This window comes from Achromobacter sp. SX5, from assembly GCF_056711425.1.
Window position 1 is genome coordinate 1,502,304 of the sequence record NZ_CM160041.1, and the last position, 15,971, is coordinate 1,518,274.

At 68.7% G+C, this 15,971-nt stretch carries 16 protein-coding genes; 5 read left to right on the forward strand and 11 right to left on the reverse strand.

The genetic code is table 11. The features are described 5' to 3' along the window. Positions 1-38: 38 nt before the first annotated feature. The 4 genes from AC1M14_RS07065 to AC1M14_RS07080 all read right to left on the reverse strand — a co-directional run bounded on the left by AC1M14_RS07065 (position 39) and on the right by AC1M14_RS07080 (position 2,752). Complete coding sequence (locus AC1M14_RS07065; RefSeq protein ID WP_209166121.1) at positions 39-1,259, reverse strand: MFS transporter; 1,221 nt, start codon at positions 1,257-1,259, stop codon at positions 39-41. An 11-nt stretch (positions 1,260-1,270) separates the two neighbouring features. Beyond that, positions 1,271-1,792 carry a MarR family winged helix-turn-helix transcriptional regulator gene (locus AC1M14_RS07070; protein WP_479731271.1) on the reverse strand — a complete coding sequence of 174 codons (522 nt, stop codon included), beginning with the start codon at positions 1,790-1,792 and terminating at the stop codon, positions 1,271-1,273. Between the two features lie 137 nt (positions 1,793-1,929). Then, a complete protein-coding gene (locus AC1M14_RS07075) occupies positions 1,930-2,406 on the reverse strand; it encodes an HU family DNA-binding protein (RefSeq protein ID WP_102772793.1) in 477 nt (158 codons plus the stop codon). 154 nt (positions 2,407-2,560) lie between these two features. Further along, positions 2,561-2,752: a hypothetical protein gene (locus tag AC1M14_RS07080; RefSeq protein ID WP_168202315.1), complete on the reverse strand. Its 192-nt coding sequence runs from the start codon at positions 2,750-2,752 to the stop codon at positions 2,561-2,563. On the opposite strand from AC1M14_RS07080, the gene AC1M14_RS07085 reads away from it, so the two are divergent. From AC1M14_RS07085 to AC1M14_RS07095, 3 genes are read left to right on the forward strand one after another with little or no spacing between them, the layout of a single operon-like run. Further along, complete coding sequence (locus tag AC1M14_RS07085; RefSeq protein WP_102772792.1) at positions 2,679-3,839, forward strand: D-alanyl-D-alanine carboxypeptidase family protein; 1,161 nt, start codon at positions 2,679-2,681, stop codon at positions 3,837-3,839. The genes AC1M14_RS07080 and AC1M14_RS07085 overlap by 74 nt on opposite strands. Before the next feature lie 13 nt (positions 3,840-3,852). After that, complete coding sequence (locus tag AC1M14_RS07090) at positions 3,853-4,401, forward strand: hemerythrin domain-containing protein (protein WP_479731272.1); 549 nt, start codon at positions 3,853-3,855, stop codon at positions 4,399-4,401. Between the two features lie 3 nt (positions 4,402-4,404). Further along, positions 4,405-5,277, forward strand: coding sequence for a phosphonopyruvate hydrolase (locus tag AC1M14_RS07095; RefSeq protein ID WP_479731273.1), 873 nt, complete (start codon positions 4,405-4,407; stop codon positions 5,275-5,277). Positions 5,278-5,289: 12 nt separating this feature from the next. Here the strand turns inward: AC1M14_RS07095 and AC1M14_RS07100 are convergent, their stop codons facing one another. Beyond that, positions 5,290-6,372 (reverse strand): NAD(P)H-dependent flavin oxidoreductase, encoded by a 1,083-nt coding sequence (locus AC1M14_RS07100; RefSeq protein WP_479731274.1) that lies wholly within the window; start codon positions 6,370-6,372, stop codon positions 5,290-5,292. Between the two features lie 267 nt (positions 6,373-6,639). Here AC1M14_RS07100 and AC1M14_RS07105 point away from each other — a divergent pair, with 267 nt between their 5' ends. Then, positions 6,640-8,442 (forward strand): SulP family inorganic anion transporter, encoded by a 1,803-nt coding sequence (locus AC1M14_RS07105; RefSeq protein ID WP_246842556.1) that lies wholly within the window; start codon positions 6,640-6,642, stop codon positions 8,440-8,442. Here the strand turns inward: AC1M14_RS07105 and AC1M14_RS07110 are convergent. The 6 genes from AC1M14_RS07110 to AC1M14_RS07135 form a co-directional block, all read right to left on the reverse strand. After that, positions 8,399-9,163, reverse strand: coding sequence for an ABC transporter ATP-binding protein (locus tag AC1M14_RS07110; protein WP_111827096.1), 765 nt, complete (start codon positions 9,161-9,163; stop codon positions 8,399-8,401). The two genes, AC1M14_RS07105 and AC1M14_RS07110, sit on opposite strands and share 44 nt — an antisense overlap. After that, positions 9,160-11,037: an ABC transporter permease gene (locus tag AC1M14_RS07115; RefSeq protein WP_479731275.1), complete on the reverse strand. Its 1,878-nt coding sequence runs from the start codon at positions 11,035-11,037 to the stop codon at positions 9,160-9,162. The genes AC1M14_RS07110 and AC1M14_RS07115 overlap by 4 nt, the downstream gene beginning before the upstream one ends. Continuing rightward, positions 11,037-12,260, reverse strand: a complete 1,224-nt coding sequence (locus AC1M14_RS07120) for an ABC transporter substrate-binding protein (protein ID WP_479731276.1) — start codon at positions 12,258-12,260, stop codon at positions 11,037-11,039. Before AC1M14_RS07120 ends, AC1M14_RS07115 begins: the two co-directional genes overlap by 1 nt. A 156-nt stretch (positions 12,261-12,416) precedes the next feature. Further along, positions 12,417-12,584, reverse strand: a complete 168-nt coding sequence (gene rpmG / locus AC1M14_RS07125) for a 50S ribosomal protein L33 (RefSeq protein ID WP_003810296.1) — start codon at positions 12,582-12,584, stop codon at positions 12,417-12,419. 37 nt (positions 12,585-12,621) lie between these two features. Continuing rightward, entirely contained in the window at positions 12,622-12,858 is a 237-nt protein-coding gene (gene rpmB / locus AC1M14_RS07130; RefSeq protein ID WP_043541771.1) for a 50S ribosomal protein L28, read from the reverse strand. A 309-nt stretch (positions 12,859-13,167) separates the two neighbouring features. Beyond that, positions 13,168-14,316 carry a Bcr/CflA family multidrug efflux MFS transporter gene (locus AC1M14_RS07135; RefSeq protein WP_111827098.1) on the reverse strand — a complete coding sequence of 383 codons (1,149 nt, stop codon included), beginning with the start codon at positions 14,314-14,316 and terminating at the stop codon, positions 13,168-13,170. A 205-nt stretch (positions 14,317-14,521) separates the two neighbouring features. On the opposite strand from AC1M14_RS07135, the gene AC1M14_RS07140 reads away from it, so the two are divergent. Then, positions 14,522-15,781, forward strand: coding sequence for a class I SAM-dependent methyltransferase (locus AC1M14_RS07140; RefSeq protein WP_102772785.1), 1,260 nt, complete (start codon positions 14,522-14,524; stop codon positions 15,779-15,781). The last annotated feature ends 190 nt before the right edge of the window (positions 15,782-15,971 follow it).

The following is a 15,971-nucleotide window of genomic DNA, read 5'->3' on the forward strand; positions in this document are numbered from 1 at the left end:
AGCGCGGAGGCGGCCAAAACCCCTGATTATAGGAGGTGCTAGGCGCGGGCTGGGCGCGAGGCCGTTTCCGGGATGCGCGCGCTGGGCGACAGGGCGCCGTACAGCAGCGTAATCCCCCCGAGAACGGCGCCCGCCGTGACCACGCCGGGCCAGCCAAAATGGGCGTACAGCCAGGACGATACCAGCGAACCGCTGGCTCCGCCGATGAAGTAGCTGGTCATGTAGCCGGCGGTCAGGCGGCTGCGGGCCTCGGGGCGCAGCCGGTAGAGGGCGCTGCTATTGGTGACATGTACGCCCTGTATCGCCAGGTCCTGGATCAGAATCCCGACCAGCAGGGCGATCACTGACGCCTGCCCGAATGCGATCAGTCCCCACGAACCGAGCAGCAGCAGCAGGCCGGCCCGGGTGGCCAGGTTGCCCAGGCCGCGGTCGGCCAGGCGGCCGAAGCGGTTGGCGGCGTAGGCGCCGGCCGCGCCGGCCAGCCCGAACAGGCCGATCGTGGTGTTGTTGTATTCATAGGGCGGGCTGGCCAGCAGAAAGGTCAGGGGCGTCCAGAGCATGCTGAACGAGGCGAACAGCAGCCCGCCCAGCAGCGAGCGGGCGCGAAACAGCGGCTCTTCGGCGAACATCTTCAGGATGGAGGCCAGCAGGCGCGGGTAGCTCAGGCCGGCCGGGCTCTGGTAGCGGGGCAGCAGGCGCCACAGCGCGGCCGACATGGCCAGCATCAGGATGGCGGCCACCCAGTACACCGTGCGCCAGCTGCCCAGGTCGGCCAGGGCGCCGGCGACCGTGCGGGCCAGCAGGATGCCCAGCAGCAGGCCGCTCATGACCGTGCCCACGGCCTTGCCGCGTTCATGGGGCGCGGCCAGCGTGGCGGCGAACGGCACCAGGATCTGCGCCACCACCGACAGCATGCCGGTCAGCGCCGTGCCGACGATCAGCACCGTGATGCTGGGGGCGAAGGCCGAGATCAGCAGGGTGGCCGAGGACAGCAGGCTCATCAGCACGATCAGGCTGCGGCGCTCGAACATGTCGCCCAGCGGCACCAGCAGCATCAGGCCCACCGCGTAGCTCAGCTGCGCCGTGGTGACGATGGCGCCGGCCGCGGCGGTCGACAGCGAGAACTGCTCGCCGATGGTGTGCAGCAGCGGCTGCGCGTAATAGTTGCTGGCGACCGCCAGGCCGGTGGCCACGGACATCAGCAGGATGATGGGCGCGGTCAGCGCCGGGGTCTGGGGGGAGCGTGATGCGGAATTCATGGGTCTGGCGCTCAGGCGTCTATGCCGCCGGGGGTTTCCTGGTCGAGCCGGATCAGCATTTTCCTGAGCAGGCCGGCCAGCTGCTTGCGTTCCGCGGCCGACAGCGGCTCCAGCAGTTCGTTCATGTCTTTCAGGTAGTCCTTCAACACCGTCTTGATCAGGCGCAGGCCTTCCGAAGTGAGCGAGACGATCACGCCGCGGCGGTCCTCGGGATTCGGGCTGCGCGCCAGCAGCCCGGCCTCTTCAAGGCGGTCGAGGCGGTTGGTCATCGCGCCGGAGGTCAGCAGCAGGGCCTCGACCAGCTTCTGCGGATTGAGCGCGTAGGGCGCGCCGCTGCGGTACAGCGTGGCCAGCACGTCGAACTCGCCCTGGTGCAGGGTATGGCGGCGAAAGCCGTGGTTGACGTTGCGCGTGGCCAGCGCGTTGAGGCGGAACAGCCGGGTGATCACGGCCATGGGCGCGAAGTCCTGGCCCGGGCATTCCCGGCTCCATTGCGCGATGATCCGGTCGACGAAATCGGTCGTGGCTTGCATTTGTTTTGAAGTAAAGTATCTTTACGTGAAGATAAATTCTAGCAGGCCGGCCGCGCGGCGCGCAATCGCGGCGGCAAAAAAGAAGGGCCCGCCTCTTGCGAGGCGGGCCCTTCCGGCTTGACCGGATTAGCGCGGAATTACTGCGCGGCGTCCTTCAGCTTCTTGAGCGGGCGAACCTTCACCTTGACCGAAGCCGGCTTGGCGGGGAACCAGCGCTCTTCGCCGGTGAACGGGTCCTTGCCGAAGCGCTTGGCCTTGGCCGGAACCTTCTGCACGGAGACCTTGAACAGGCCCGGCAGCGTGAATTCGCCGGCGCCCTTCTTGTCCACGGAGCCCAGCACCGAGGTTTCCAGGCTGGCCAGCACGGCCTTGACGGACTTGGCTTCGACGCCGGATTGCTCAACGATGTAGGCGATGAGCTGGGTCTTGTTCAGGGCAGCCTTGATGGCCTTGGGGGCGGCGGCGACCTTCTTGGCGGCGACGACCTTCTTGGCGGGAGCGGCCTTCTTGGCTGCGGGTTTCACAGCGGTCTTGGCGGCCGTAGCCTTTTTGGCGGGCGCCTTGGCGGCGGGTTTGGTGACTTTCTTGGCAGGAGCTTTTGCTTTCGTGGCCATGGTCAAAATCCGTTTGTTGAGGACATGGAGCAGCGCGTGCCGGGTATCGGCAATAGACGCCACGCGCCCGATGATAGCGGAAGAGCGCCGGTTGATGCGGTTTTCCAGCGGGTTTTCTGCCGCTGTTTGTTGTTTTCGGCGCAGAAAGTGCCTTCTACAAGGGCTCCGGCGCGATGCCGCGGCCGATGAACCAATGGCGCTGCGCATGTTCCAATGGCGGGCGCGCGGTTTCGCCGCGCAAGAAAAACCATGCATGGAAGTGAAGCAGCGATATGTTGATGAAGAAGTTGGCGGCGAGCCTGATCGTCGCGGCCGCGTGCGTTTCGGGCGCAGCGGCGCAGTCCATGGCCGCGCCGGCCCTGACGGCCAAGGCCTGGCTTTTGCTGGATGAGACCAGCGGCCAGGTGATCGCCTCGCATGCCGCGAGCGAGCGGATCGAGCCCGCGTCGCTGACCAAGATCATGACGGCCTATGTCGTGTTCGAGGCCCTGAGCAAGAAGGAATTGTCGGCCGGCCAGATGGTCACCGTGTCCACGCGCGCGTGGAAAGTGCCGGCGGGCAGCTCCAAGATGTTCCTGGAGCCGGGCTCCAAGGTCTCGGTGGACGACCTGCTGCGCGGCCTGATGATCCAGTCCGGCAACGACGCGGCCATCGCGCTGGCCGAGGCGGTCTCGGGCAGCGTCGAGGCCTTCGTCGCGCGGATGAACGACACCGCCGTGAAAATGGGCCTGCACGCCACGCATTTCGCCAGCCCGCACGGCCTGCCGGACCCGGGCACCTACTCGACCGCGAGCGACCTGTCGGTGCTGGCCACGCGCTTCATCCGCGACTATCCCGCGCTTTACCGGACCTACGATTCGGCCAAGCAGTTCACCTACAACAAGATCACGCAGCCCAACCGCAACCGGCTGCTGTGGCTGGACCCCAGCGTCGATGGCCTGAAAACCGGGCATACGGAGTCGGCCGGCTACTGCATCGTGGCCAGCGCCAAGCGGCCCAACGGCGCCGACGAGCGGCGGCTGATCACGGTGGTCGTGGGGACCGCGTCCGATAAGCTGCGCACGCAGGAAAGCCGCGAGTTGCTGGAGTGGGGCTTTCGGGGGTTCAATACCATCAAGCTCTACGCGCGCGGCGAGTCGGTGGCCACGCCCGAGGTCTGGAAGGGCGCGAGCGACAGCCTGAAGGCTGGATTCGCGCGCGACGCCTACGTCACCGTGCCGGCCGGCGCCAAGGTGGAGCGGGTCTGGACGCCGCAGGAGCCGCTGATCGCGCCGATCGCGTCGCAGGCCACGGTGGGCGAGATGCGCGTGCTGGTCGACGGCAAGCCCGCCCTGCAGTTCCCCGTGGTGGCGCTGGAGCCGGTGGCCGAGGCGGGTTTCGCGGGCAGGGCATGGGATTCCATCCGCTTGTGGTGGCGCGGCCAGGCGGGATAAACGGAGGTGTGAAATGGCGGTGAGTTTTCCTGGAGGTCCGGCGCCCGCGCCGACGGCGGACGATCCGCTGGCCCTGCTGTCGGCCTGCCACGGGCGCATCGCCCGCCAGTGCGCCACGCTGGGACGGCTGGCCGCGCACCTGCCGGCGCATGGCAGCGACGCGGCGGCCCAGACCGCCGCGGCCAGCGTGCTGCGCTACTTCGAGACCGCGGCCGTCCATCACCACGAGGACGAGGAAGAAGACCTGTTCCCCGCCCTGATCGATTCCATGGCCGGCTCCGACGCGGTGTGCCTGCATGAGCTGGTCGACGGCCTGGTCGCCGAACACCGGCAGCTGGCCCGGCGCTGGGAGCCGCTGCGCCAGGCGCTGGCCGACATTTCCCAGGGCCGGCGCGCCGAGCTCCCGGCCGGCGAGGTCCAGGCGTTCACCGAGGCCTACGCCACGCACATCCGCCGTGAGGAAGAAGAACTGCTGCCCATGGCCGCGCGGCTGATCGCCGACGACGCGCTGGCCGCGATCGGCCAGGCCATGAAATCGCGGCGCGGCGGCGAGGCGGGCTGAACCATGAAGCGCAACGCCCGTTTCCGCCAGAAACTGCAGGCCCCGGCCCTGGCGCACGCCATGTCGGCGCACAACCCGCTGTCGGCCCGGCTCGCCGCGCAGGCCGGATTCGACGCCATATGGGGCAGCGGCTTCGAGCTCTCGGCCAGCCACGCGGTGCCGGACGCCAACATTCTTTCGCCGTCGCAGCACCTGGACATGATGCGCGCGATCGCCGCCGCGGTGGACGTGCCGGTCATCGCCGACATCGACACCGGCTTCGGCAACGCCATCAACGTGTCCTACATCGTGCCGCAGTACGAGGCGGCCGGCTGTTCGGCCGTGGTGATGGAAGACAAGACCTTTCCCAAGGACACCAGCCTGCGCGCCGGCGGCCGCCAGGAACTGGTGCGCATCGAGGAATTCCAGGGCAAGGTCGAAGCCGCCTGCGCGGCGCGCCGCGACGCGGATTTCTGCGTGATCGCCCGCACCGAGGCCCTGATCGCGGGGGCGGGCGAGCGCGAGGCGCTGGCCCGGGCCGCGGCCTACGAGGCCGCCGGCGCCGACGCCATCCTGATCCATTCCAAGCAAAGCGCGCCCGACGAAATCCTGTCTTTCGTGGCCGCGTGGCAGGGGCGCGCGCCGCTGGTGCTGGTGCCCACCTCCTATCCGCAATTGCGCGAATCCGACATCCAGGCGCTGGGCAAGGTGGGGCTGGTGATCTACGGCAACCATGCCATCCGCGCCGCGGTGGGCGCGATGCGCGAGGTTTTCGCCCGCATCCGGCGCGACGGCGGCATCCACGAGGTCGACGCCGGCCTGCCGTCGGTCAAGGAAATCATCGCCCTGCAGGGCGACGCCGCCATGCGCGAGCTGGAACGCCGCTACCTGAAATAGGCGCGCGGCCGCTCAGCCGCGCAGCGCCGCCAGCGCACGTTCGGCCTCGTCCACCAGCTGCGCCATCTGGCGCGCCACGGTGGTGGGGCCGGTAATGCCGAACACGCTCTGCCCGGCCGCCTCGTAGATCAGCCGGGGATCGTCGTTTTCGTGCATGGCGGTGAAGGCGTCGCCCGTCAGGGCCTGCTGCATCGGCATGCCCAGCGGCTCGGGGGCCTGCGGCGCGCTCCAGGCGTCGATCCATTCGCTGCGGATCACGCGGCAGGGCTTGCCGCTGTGGGCGCGGGTGATGACGGTGTCTTCGCTCTGCCCGTCGATCAGCTTTTGCAGCAGCGCCTGCGGCGTATGGTTTTCCGCCGCCGCCATCCACAGGGTGCCCAGCCACGCGCCCTGCGCGCCCATCGCCAGCGAGGCCATCACCTGTCCGCCGGTGGCGATGCCGCCGGCCGCCAGCACCGGCACGCCGGGCGCCAGCGCGACGATCTGCGGCAGCAGCGAAAACGTGCCGACCGGGCCGGTGTGGCCGCCGGCGTCGTAGCCCTGCGCCACCAGGCCGTCCACGCCCAGGTCCAGCGCTTTGCGCGCATGCCGTACCGATCCCACCAGCGACAGCGTGACCTTGCCGGCCGCGCGGGCGCGCGAAATCAGTTCCGGGCGCACGCCGATGGCGGTGGCGACCACGCTGGCCTTGCACGCCAGCACCTGCTCGATCTGGCGGTTGAACAGGGCCTCGCTGCGCACCTGGGTGGTGAAGAAACTGGGTTGCCGCGGCGGCGGCAGCGCATAGCGCCCGGTCAGGTCGCGCACGAAATCCTTGTGGCCCTGCGGCACCGCCTCGCGCAGCGCTTCCAGGCCGCCGGCGGCCGGCACGTTCTGCGGCAGCATCAGGTCGACGCCGTAGGGCAGGCCCTGCAGCTCGTCTTCCAGGCGGCTGAGCAGCGCGGGCACGTCATCGGGCATTTCGCGGGCCAGGCCCAGCACGCCGAAGCCGCCGGCGCGCGCAAGCGCCACGACCACGGCGGGAGAATGGGAAAAACCGAAGATGGGATAGCGCATGCCCAGGCGGCGGCATAGCGGCGGAAGAGGGAGGGTCATGAGGGCTTCCCGGCGGTGAGCAGGCGGCCGCAGCCGCGTTCCAGCGGCCATGATCGGGCGCGCGTATGCGCCGGTCAACCGGCCGACGCCGGTGTTTCGCGGTGTGAAACTCCTGCTTGCGCGGGCCCGCCGGACTCTGGCATGGGAGTATCGTTGCCGTGTGTCCGATGCTGCATTGCGCCAGCGGGCGCGAGGGTTTACGCTAGCTGCCTCGGGGGAGACGGATGATCGCCCGCGGCAAAAACGATGTCCGAGGGTAGACAAAGAATGATGCAGGGGGGCAAGCAAGCCGCGCGCCGGTTGTTCGGTTCGTGGGTGGATGAGGTGGACGCGCAAACCTTGCGCGCGGATGCGGCGGCGGGCCTGCTGGGCGCGCTGCTGGTGCTGCCGCAGGGCGTGGCGTTCGCCATGCTGGCCGGCCTGCCTCCCGAATACGGCCTGTATTCGGCCATCGTGCCCTGTATCGTGGCCGCGCTCTTCGGTTCCAGCCGCCACGTCATGTCCGGTCCCACCAACGCCAATTCGCTGGCGCTGTTCGCGGTGCTGACGCCGCTGGCCGCGGCCGGCAGTCCGGGCTACATCGAGCTGGCGCTGGCCGTGACGGTGCTGGTCGGCGTGATGCAGTGGCTGGTGGGCACGCTAAGGCTGGGGTCGCTGGCGCACTTCATTTCGCCGTCGGCGCTGTTCGGCTTCACCAGCGGCGCGGCCTTGCTGATCGCGGTGCACGCGCTGAAAGACGCGCTGGGGCTGCCCGCGCCCGATTCGCACGGCACCGGCGCGCTGCTGGCCAGCCTGGGCGCCAATATCGGACAGGCGCATGTGGGCGCGGTGCTGGTGACGCTGGTGACGCTGGCGGTGGCCATGCTGGTGCGCAAGCTGGATAAGCGCAAACCCTTCATGCTGGCCGGCCTGGCGGCGGGCACGCTGGCGGCCGCGGCGTTCAATGCGCTGACCGAAGGCCAGCCGGTATCCGTGCTGGGCGCCATCGCCCAGCCCTGGCCGCCGTTTCACGTGCCCAGCGTGGACTGGCGCGTGCTGCCCGACCTGCTGAGCCTGGCCTTCGCGCTGACCATCGTGGCCCTGGCGCAATCGATCTCCATCGCCAAGGCCGTGGCCACGCGCTCGGGCCAGCGCATCGACGCGAACCGCGAATTCGTGGGGCAGGGGCTTTCCAATATCGCGGGCGGATTCTTTTCCTGCTATCTGTCCTGCGGTTCCCTGAACCGTTCGGTGCCCAACTACGAGGCCGGCGCCAAGACGCCGCTGGCCTCGGTGTTCTCGGCGCTGCTGCTGATGGCACTGGTGGCCGTGTCGGCGCCGCTGCTGGCCCGCATCCCCCATGCGGCCATTTCGGGGCTGCTGCTGCTGGTGGCCTGGACCCTGCTGGACATTCCGCGGTGGCGCCTGCTGATCCGCACGCAGCGCAATGAATGCATCATCGCCGCCGCGACCCTGGCGGCCACCATCACCATCCGCATGGAAGTGGCGATCCTGCTGGGCACGGTGCTGTCGCTGATGGTCTACCTGCACCGCACCTCGCGCCCGGCGATGCGTTCCATGGGCTTCGACTCGCGCGGGCCGCAGCGCCGCTTCGTGGTGCTGGAACATGCCGAGGACGCGCTGCCCGAATGCCCGCAGCTCAAGCTGCTGCGCATGGAGGGCTCGGTGTACTTCGGCGCGGCCACGCACGTGGCGCAGCGCCTGCACGAGCTGCGCGCCGCGCCCGACGCGCCGCGCCACCTGCTGGTGATGGCCAAGAGCATGAACTTCATCGACATGGCCGGCGCCCAGGTCTGGGAAGACGAGCTGGCCGCGCGCCGGGCGATGGGGGGCGACCTGTATTTCCATCGGCCGCGTCCCGAGGTGCTGGCCATGTGGCGGCGCACCGGCTTTCTGGAGCGCCTGGGCGAGGACCACGTGTTTCCCGACAAGGCCACCGCGCTGAGCAGCATCTACGCCAGGCTCGACCGTTCCGTCTGCGCCGGCTGCAAGGCCCGGATCTTCTGGGAATGCCAGCAGCCCGACGCTAGCCCGGCTGGGGCGCCTCCGTCCCAAGATACGCGGCCTTGACCCGTTCGTCGGCCGCGATGTCGGCCGGCGCGCCTTCGGCCAGCAGGCCGCCGCGCACCAGCACGGCGATGCGGTCGGCATGCTTGAACACCACGTCCAGGCTGTGCTCGGTGAACAGCACCGCGATGCGCCGGGTGTCGGCCAGCTGGCGGGTCAGGCGCATCAGCGCGTGGCGCTCGTTGGCGGCCATGCCGGCGGTGGGCTCGTCCATCAGCAGCAGGCGCGGCCGGTGCGCCAGCGCCATCGCCAGCTCGACCCGCTTGACCTCGCCATAGGCCAGCGTGCCGCAGGGCGCGGCCGCCTTGTCGGCCATCTGCACCTGCGACAGCAGCGTCAGGGCTTCGTCGACCGCGTGGCGGCCGGCGCGGCGCCAGGGGTTGAAGAGCAGCCGGTCGCGCGACAGCAGCGCCGTCTGCACGTTTTCCAGCACGGTCATGGAGCGGAAGGTCTCGGCCGTCTGGAAGCTGCGGCCCACGCCCAGCCGGCAGATCCGGCGGGCCGACAGGCCCACCAGCTCGCGGCCGTCGAGCAGGACCGAGCCGGCGTCCGGCCGCAACTGGCCGCCCAGCACGTTGAAGCAGGTGGACTTGCCGGCGCCGTTGGGGCCGATCAGGGCCAGCATGCGGCCGGCTTCCAGCGTGAAGGACACGTCCGCCAGCGCCTCGATGCCGCCGAACGATTTGCGCAGCCCGCGCACCTGGAGCAGCGGAGCCGAACTCATGCGCGCCTCCCGCGCAGGCGCGTCGCCGCGCCCGCCAGGCCTTCGGGGAAGGCCAGCACCAGCACCAGGATGGCCAGGCCCAGCACCGCGTGCCAGTACTCGGTGCTGCGCGCGGCGGCGTCCTGCAGCCAGGTGTAGGACGCCGCGCCCACCAGCGGGCCGGCCAGCGTGTGCAGACCGCCCAGCAACACCATCACCAGGCCGTCCACCGAACGGCTCACGGCCAGCACGTCGGGGGCGATGCTGCCCTTGGAAAACGCATAGAGCGAGCCGGCCATGCCGGCGGCGAGCGAGGCCGCCACGAAGCCCGCCCATTGCAGGCGCCGCGCGTCCATGCCGAGCGCCTCGGCGCGCAGCGACGAATCACGCACGCCGCGCAGCGCATAGCCCAGCGGCGAGAACGCCAGCCGGCGCAGCCACCAGATGCCACCGGCGCACAGCGCCAGCGTCAGGTAATAGAACCACGGGCCCTGCGACAGCCAGGCCGACGGCCACAGGCCGATCAGCCCGTTGCTGCCGCCGGTCACGTCGTCCCATTGATAGGCCAGCGCCCACAGGATCTGCGCCACCGCCAGCGTCAGCATCGCCAGGTACACGCCCGACAAGCGCACGCAGAACCAGCCGAACAGCAGCGCGCCGAAGGCCGCGGCGAAGGGGCCGAGCAGCAGCGCCGCCTCCATCGGCACGGCCGCCAGCTTCAGCAGCAGCGCCGCGCCGTAGGCGCCCAGGCCGAACCAGGCCGCGTGGCCGAAGGACGTCATGCCGGCCAGCCCCGTCAGGAAATGCAGGCTGGCGGCGAATAGCGCGGCGATCAGGATCTCGGTCAGCAGAATGCCGAAGTACGGCCATTGCAGGGCGGCCACCGGCGCCAGCGCCAGCAGGACCAGCAGCAGGCCGTAGGCCAGCCGCAGCCGGCGGCCGGCCGGCGCGATCGGGCGCTCGGGGGCGGCGGCCTGCGACGAGGGCGCGGGCGGCTGGCCCAGCAGGCCCCAGGGCCGCGCCACCAGCACCACCGCCATCACGGCGAACTCGGCCAGCAGCGTGAGCTTGGACAGGTTGAAGACCCACGGGCCGATCTGCACCTGGCCCAGGAACACGAACACGGCCTTGACCGAACAGATCAGCAGCGCCGCCAGGAAGGCGCCGGGTATCGAACCCAGGCCGCCCACCACCACGACCACGAAGGCGCTGGCGATGATCTCCAGGTCCAGCCCCAGCGTGGCGGGCACGCGCGGCGCGGCCAGCGCGCCGCCCAGGCCGGCCAGGAAGGCGCCCAGCGTGAAGGCCGAGGTGAACAGCCACGCCTGGTTCACCCCCAGCGCGGCCAGCATGCGGCGGTTTTCCGCCGCCGCGCGCAGCAGCCGGCCCCAGCGCGTGCGCATCAGCAGCAGCCACAGCAGGCCCAGCACCACCGGGCCGGCGGCGATCAGCAGCAGGTCGTATTCGGGATAGCGGCGCCCCAGGATCTGCACCGCGCCGGACAGGCCCGGCGCGCGGGCCGAGAACAGATCCTCCGGGCCCCAGATCGCCAGCGCGGCGTCGCCGATGATGAGCACCAGCGCGAAGGTGGCCAGCAGCTGGAACAGTTCGGGGGCCTGGTACAGGCGCTTGAGCACCAGCCATTCGGCGGCCGCGCCGATCAGGCCCGTGGCCAGCGCGGCCAGCAGCAGGCCGGCCCAGTAGCCGGCGCCGTCGCCGAAATAGCCGGTGAAGGTCCAGGCCAGGTAGATGCCCAGCATGTAGAACGAGCCGTGCGCGAAATTCACCACCCGGGTCACGCCGAAGATCAGCGACAGCCCGGCCGCCACCAGGAACAGCGCGCTGGCGTCGGCCAGGCCGTTGAGCAGCTGCAGCAGCAGTCCGGAAAGGCTCATCAGGGCGCCGGGCGCATCTTGCGGACCTGCTCGTCGGGCGGCTGCAGGCGGGCGCCGTCGATGTAGGCGAAGTCCTTCATGACGCCCTTGCCGTCCTCCACCGCGGTCGTGCCCACGTAGACGCCCATGGTCGATTGATGGTCGATCTTGCGGTAGTGGATCTGGCCGTAGGGCGTGTCGACCTTGAGGCCGGCGAACGCGTCCACGAGCTTTTCGGTGTCCACGCTGCCGGCGGCCTTCAGGCCTTCGGCGATGGACATCAGCGAGGCGTAGCCCACGACCGAGCCCACCTTGGGCGTTTCGTTGTAGCGCTTCTTGTAGGCCTCGACGAAGGCCGTGTTGGCCGGGGTGTCGATGGCATACCAGGGATAGCCGGTGACGATCCAGCTGGTCGGGGCGTCGGCGCCCAGCGGCTCCAGGTACTCGGGCTCGCCCGACAGCACCGACACCACGGCGCGGTTCTCGAACAGGCCGCGCGTATTGCCTTCGCGCACGAAGCGGGTGAGGTCGGCCGCGAACAGCACGTTGAAGATCGCGTCCGGCTTGGCGTCGGCCAGCGCCTGCACCACGGCGCCGGCGTCGACCTTGCCCAGCGGCACGGCCTGCTCGGCCACGAATTCCACGTCGGACTGGAAGGCCTTCATCATGGCCTTGAACGTGGCCACGGCCGACTGCCCGTATTCATAGTTGGGATAGACGATGGCCCAGCGCTTCTTGCGCAGCGCCAGCGCCTTGGGGGCCAGCGCCGCCACGTGCATCCACGTGGAGGGGCGCAGCCGGTAGGTGTAGCGGTTGCCGTCCTGCCAGGTGATCTTGTCGGTGAGCGGCTCGGCCGCCAGGAAGAACACCTGGCGCTGCTTGGCGAAGTCGGTCAGCGCCAGGCCGGTGTTGGACAGGAAGCCGCCGAACAGCAGCTCCACCTTCTCTCGCGCCAGCAGTTCCTGCGCGGCGCGCACCGAATCGCCGGGATTGCCGTTGTCGTCGCGCGAGATGACTTCCAGCTTGCGGCCCAGCACGCCGCCGCCGGCATTGACCTGCTCCAGCGCCAGCTGCCAGCCTTTCTTGTAGGGGCCGAGGAAAGCCGGGATCGCCTTGTAGCTGTTGATCTCGCCGATGCGGATCGGGGGCTCCTTGTCTTTGGCGCTGGCGATCGGGGTCAGCGCCAGGGCCAGCAGGGCCGGCGCCAGCGCGCGGCGCAACAGGGTAAGGCAGGGACGGAGCATGGCAGATATCGCGTTCGAGGGATCGGGCCCCGCGGGCGGGGGCGGCGGCCCAATTGAAGCATGTGTTTTCGCCGTGCCGCAACAACGCGGTCGCCGGATGGAAAAAAAGGCCCTGCATTGCAGGGCCTTTCGGGGTCTTCCGGGATACCGGCTGAATTACTTCAGCTTGGTTTCCTTGTAGTCGACGTGCTTGCGAGCGACGGGATCGAACTTCTTGATCAGCATCTTCTCGGGCATGTTGCGCTTGTTCTTGGTGGTCGTGTAGAAATGACCCGTGCCGGCGGTCGACTCGAGCTTGATCTTTTCGCGGATACCTTTGGCCATGTCGTGCTCCTAGTATGTAGATTGGCGGGAGGGCCGATTAGGCGATTTCGCCGCGGGCACGCATTTCGGCCAGGACGGCGTCGATGCCGTTCTTGTCGATCGTGCGGATGGCCTTGGCCGAAACACGCAGGCGGACCCAGCGGTTTTCGCTTTCAACCCAGAACCGGCGCGATTGCAGGTTGGGCAGGAAGCGACGCTTGGTCTTGTTGTTCGCGTGCGAAACATTGTTGCCCACCATCGGGCCTTTGCCGGTCACTTGGCATACGCGTGCCATGGATGCACCTCTTAGTGTCGTTCTTGGCGCGTATCGCTCGAGGGAGGCTGACGTGGGTTTCGCCGCCGGGCTGAATTGCCGGCCACCCAGTCTTAGTGGATGAGAACCAGCCTTGCGGCCTGGCCCTGTGCTTATACCCGCTGCCTGCCACCCGCGGGGACTGGCTTTCGGGGTTTTCCAAATTCCAGTCTGGCGCTACGCGGTTGGGGTCAGAGTGCTGAACTACAAAGCATAGTAGTCCTGCACGGGAAACTTCGTATGAAGACAAAGATTCTAATACGAAAAACCCAAATAAATCAAGCAGCCAGCTTAGCGGGTGTGCATTTGCGCCACGCGGCCGGACAACCAGGACAGGCAGGCGCAGGCCGCCAGCGTGGCGGTCAGGGGCAGGGCGCTGTCGGCCTGCCAGGCGCTGACCGCGAAGCCGGCCAGCGCGCCGCAGGACAATTGCAGCGTGCCCAGCATCGCCGAGGCGGCGCCCAGGCGCTTGCCCTGGTCGGCCAGCGCCAGCGCGGCCGAATTGGGATTGACGAAGCCCTGGCTGCCCATATAGGTGATCAGGCACAGCATCAGCAGCGGCAGCGTCATCCAGCCGGCCAGCGTCAGCGCCACCGCCGCCAGGCTGGCGCAGGCCAGCGAGGTCAGGGCGCGGCGCTGCAGCTGCCGCGGCGTGTAGCTGCGCAGCAGGCGGGCGCTGATCTGCGAGCAGACGATGAGCGAGAGCGCGTTGGTGCCGAACAGCAGGCCGTAGTACTGGGGCGGCACGCCGTAGAGTTCGATGAACACGCGCGGCGAGCCGATGATGTAGGCGAACATGCCGGCCTGGCCGAAGCCGCCGGCCAGGCTGTGGGCCATGAAGCCGCGATGCGCGAACAGGTCGCGGTAATTGCGCAGGATGGTGCTCCAGCGCAGCGGCACGGCGCGTTCGGGCGCCAGCGATTCCTTCATGATCTTGAGGACCGCGAACATCAGCATGGCCCCGCCGGCCAGCATCACCCAGAACAGGCTGCGCCAGCTGGCGATGGCCAGCAGCTGGCCGCCGACCAGCGGCGCCAGTATGGGGGCCAGGCCCATGATGAGCATCAGCAGCGACAGCGCGCGGGCGGCCTCATGGGTGTCGTAGTGGTCGCGGATGACCGCGCGCGGGATCACGATGCCGGCGGCGCCGCCCATGGCCTGCACCACGCGCCAGCCGGTCAGCGCCTCGACCGACCCGGACAGCGCGCAGCCCAGCGAGGCCACCATGAACAGCGCCAGGCCCACCAGCAGCGGCGGCTTGCGGCCGTAGCGGTCGGCCATCGGGCCGTAGAAGACCTGGGCCATCGCCAGTCCGATCAGGTAGGCCGCCAGCGTGCGCTCGACGTCGCCGCGGGGCACGCCCAGGTTGGCCGCGATCGTGGGGAACGCGGGCAGGTACATGTCGATGGCGAACGGGCCGATGGCCGTCAGCGCGCCCATGAGGATTAGCCAGCCGGGCAGGCCGCTGCGGAAAGAGTCAGATGGGGGCATGGGGGATCACTTCTACGCGCGGGAGAGGGCACCGATGCGGTTTGTTGCGCGTTTTGGACCAAATCACAGACTGTATCACGGGCCACCTTACACTCAAGTGTCAGCTTTTTTCCGATAAAGTCGTCGAGGTCCGTACGCATCCAGGGGAGTAGCCGTGAATCCTTTGTTGTCTGTAGTGGAACGCAAGCTGCAGGCCTTGCCCGTGACCGTCCAGCTGGTGTTGCCCGACGGCGCCGTGCTGGGGGCCCCCGAGCCGCGGGTCCGTTTCGTGGCCCACGACAAGGCGGCGCTGGCCCACCTGGCCGAAGGCGCCGTCGGCATTCTTGGACAGGACTACGTCGAAGGCCGCATCGACATCGAAGGCAATATGCGCGACGTCATGGCCGCGGCCGCGGCGCTGCTGCCGGGGTCGCCGGTGGACGCGGCCCGCGGCGGCTGGCTGACCGAGTTGGTGCGCAAGGTCATGTCGGTGTGGCGCCACTCGGTGGAGCGCGACGCCAAGCAGATCGAATTCCACTACGACCTGTCCGACGAGTTCTACGCGCTGTGGCTGGACCCGCGCCGGGTGTATTCCTGCGCCTATTACCGCCGTCCCGACATGACGCTGGCCCAGGCCCAGGAAGCCAAGCTCGACCATATCTGCCGCAAGCTGCGCCTGCGGCCGGGCGAGCGTTTCCTGGACGTGGGCGCGGGCTGGGGCGGCCTGCTGTTGTGGGCCGCCGAAAACTATGGCGTGGACGCCACCGGCATCACGCTGTCGCGCAACCAGCACGCCCATGTCAGCCGCCTGATCGAGGAAAAAGGCCTGGGCGGGCGGGTGCGCATGGAACTGCTCGACTACCGCAAGCTGGACGAATCCGTCCCCTACGACAAGATCGCGTCGGTCGGCATGTTCGAGCACGTCGGCCGGGCGCAACTGGAGTCCTATTTCGCCAAGCTGCGCCGCCTGCTCAAGCCCGGCGGGCTGATCATGAACCACGGCATCACCGCGGCCGGGGTCTACAACGCCGAACTCGGCAACGGCATGGGCGAATTCATCGAGAAGTACATCTTCCCCGGCGGCGAGCTGACCCACATCAGCGTGGTGCTGGAAACCCTGACCAACGGCGGGCTGGAAGAGGTGGACGTCGAAAACCTGCGCCCGCACTACGCGCGCACCCTGTGGGCCTGGAGCGACGCACTGGAGGCGCGCCTGCCCGAAGCCGCGCAGATACTGTCGGGGCCGCAGGGCGAACGCTCGCTGCGGGCCTACCGGCTCTACCTGGCGGGCTGCGCCATGGGCTTCGAGCACGGCTGGATCGCGCTGCACCAGGTGCTGGCCCAGCCGCCGGCCGGCGGACGCGCCGACGAACTCGACGATCCGGCCGACCTGGCCTATCCGTGGCGCCGCGATTACATGTACCAGGAACGTTGAGCGGCGCGCAAACGGCGTTTTGGCCGCTCCGGAAAAGACTTGAATGTATTAATAGGAATATATTCATTACTAAATGAAACCTTACACTTCGGACAGAATTTCCCAGGGAAAACCGGCGGCTTACCCCTGCGGACTCCGGGTTATCCCGGGGGCATTTTTCCTGAAATGTATCTGTTTTGTTCGGGGCGGG

Bases quoted from the DNA above. Each gene is read 5' to 3' on its own strand.
- AC1M14_RS07065 (WP_209166121.1), bottom strand. From the start codon at position 1,259: ATGAATTCCGCATCACGCTCCCCCCAGACCCCGGCGCTGACCGCGCCC.
- AC1M14_RS07070 (WP_479731271.1), bottom strand. From the start codon at position 1,792: ATGCAAGCCACGACCGATTTCGTCGACCGGATCATCGCGCAATGGAGC.
- AC1M14_RS07075 (WP_102772793.1), bottom strand. From the start codon at position 2,406: ATGGCCACGAAAGCAAAAGCTCCTGCCAAGAAAGTCACCAAACCCGCC.
- AC1M14_RS07085 (WP_102772792.1), top strand. From the start codon at position 2,679: ATGTTGATGAAGAAGTTGGCGGCGAGCCTGATCGTCGCGGCCGCGTGC.
- AC1M14_RS07080 (WP_168202315.1), bottom strand. From the start codon at position 2,752: ATGGACTGCGCCGCTGCGCCCGAAACGCACGCGGCCGCGACGATCAGG.
- AC1M14_RS07090 (WP_479731272.1), top strand. From the start codon at position 3,853: ATGGCGGTGAGTTTTCCTGGAGGTCCGGCGCCCGCGCCGACGGCGGAC.
- AC1M14_RS07095 (WP_479731273.1), top strand. From the start codon at position 4,405: ATGAAGCGCAACGCCCGTTTCCGCCAGAAACTGCAGGCCCCGGCCCTG.
- AC1M14_RS07100 (WP_479731274.1), bottom strand. From the start codon at position 6,372: ATGACCCTCCCTCTTCCGCCGCTATGCCGCCGCCTGGGCATGCGCTAT.
- AC1M14_RS07105 (WP_246842556.1), top strand. From the start codon at position 6,640: ATGATGCAGGGGGGCAAGCAAGCCGCGCGCCGGTTGTTCGGTTCGTGG.
- AC1M14_RS07110 (WP_111827096.1), bottom strand. From the start codon at position 9,163: ATGAGTTCGGCTCCGCTGCTCCAGGTGCGCGGGCTGCGCAAATCGTTC.
- AC1M14_RS07115 (WP_479731275.1), bottom strand. From the start codon at position 11,037: ATGAGCCTTTCCGGACTGCTGCTGCAGCTGCTCAACGGCCTGGCCGAC.
- AC1M14_RS07120 (WP_479731276.1), bottom strand. From the start codon at position 12,260: ATGCTCCGTCCCTGCCTTACCCTGTTGCGCCGCGCGCTGGCGCCGGCC.
- rpmG (WP_003810296.1), bottom strand. From the start codon at position 12,584: ATGGCCAAAGGTATCCGCGAAAAGATCAAGCTCGAGTCGACCGCCGGC.
- rpmB (WP_043541771.1), bottom strand. From the start codon at position 12,858: ATGGCACGCGTATGCCAAGTGACCGGCAAAGGCCCGATGGTGGGCAAC.
- AC1M14_RS07135 (WP_111827098.1), bottom strand. From the start codon at position 14,316: ATGGGCGCGCTGACGGCCATCGGCCCGTTCGCCATCGACATGTACCTG.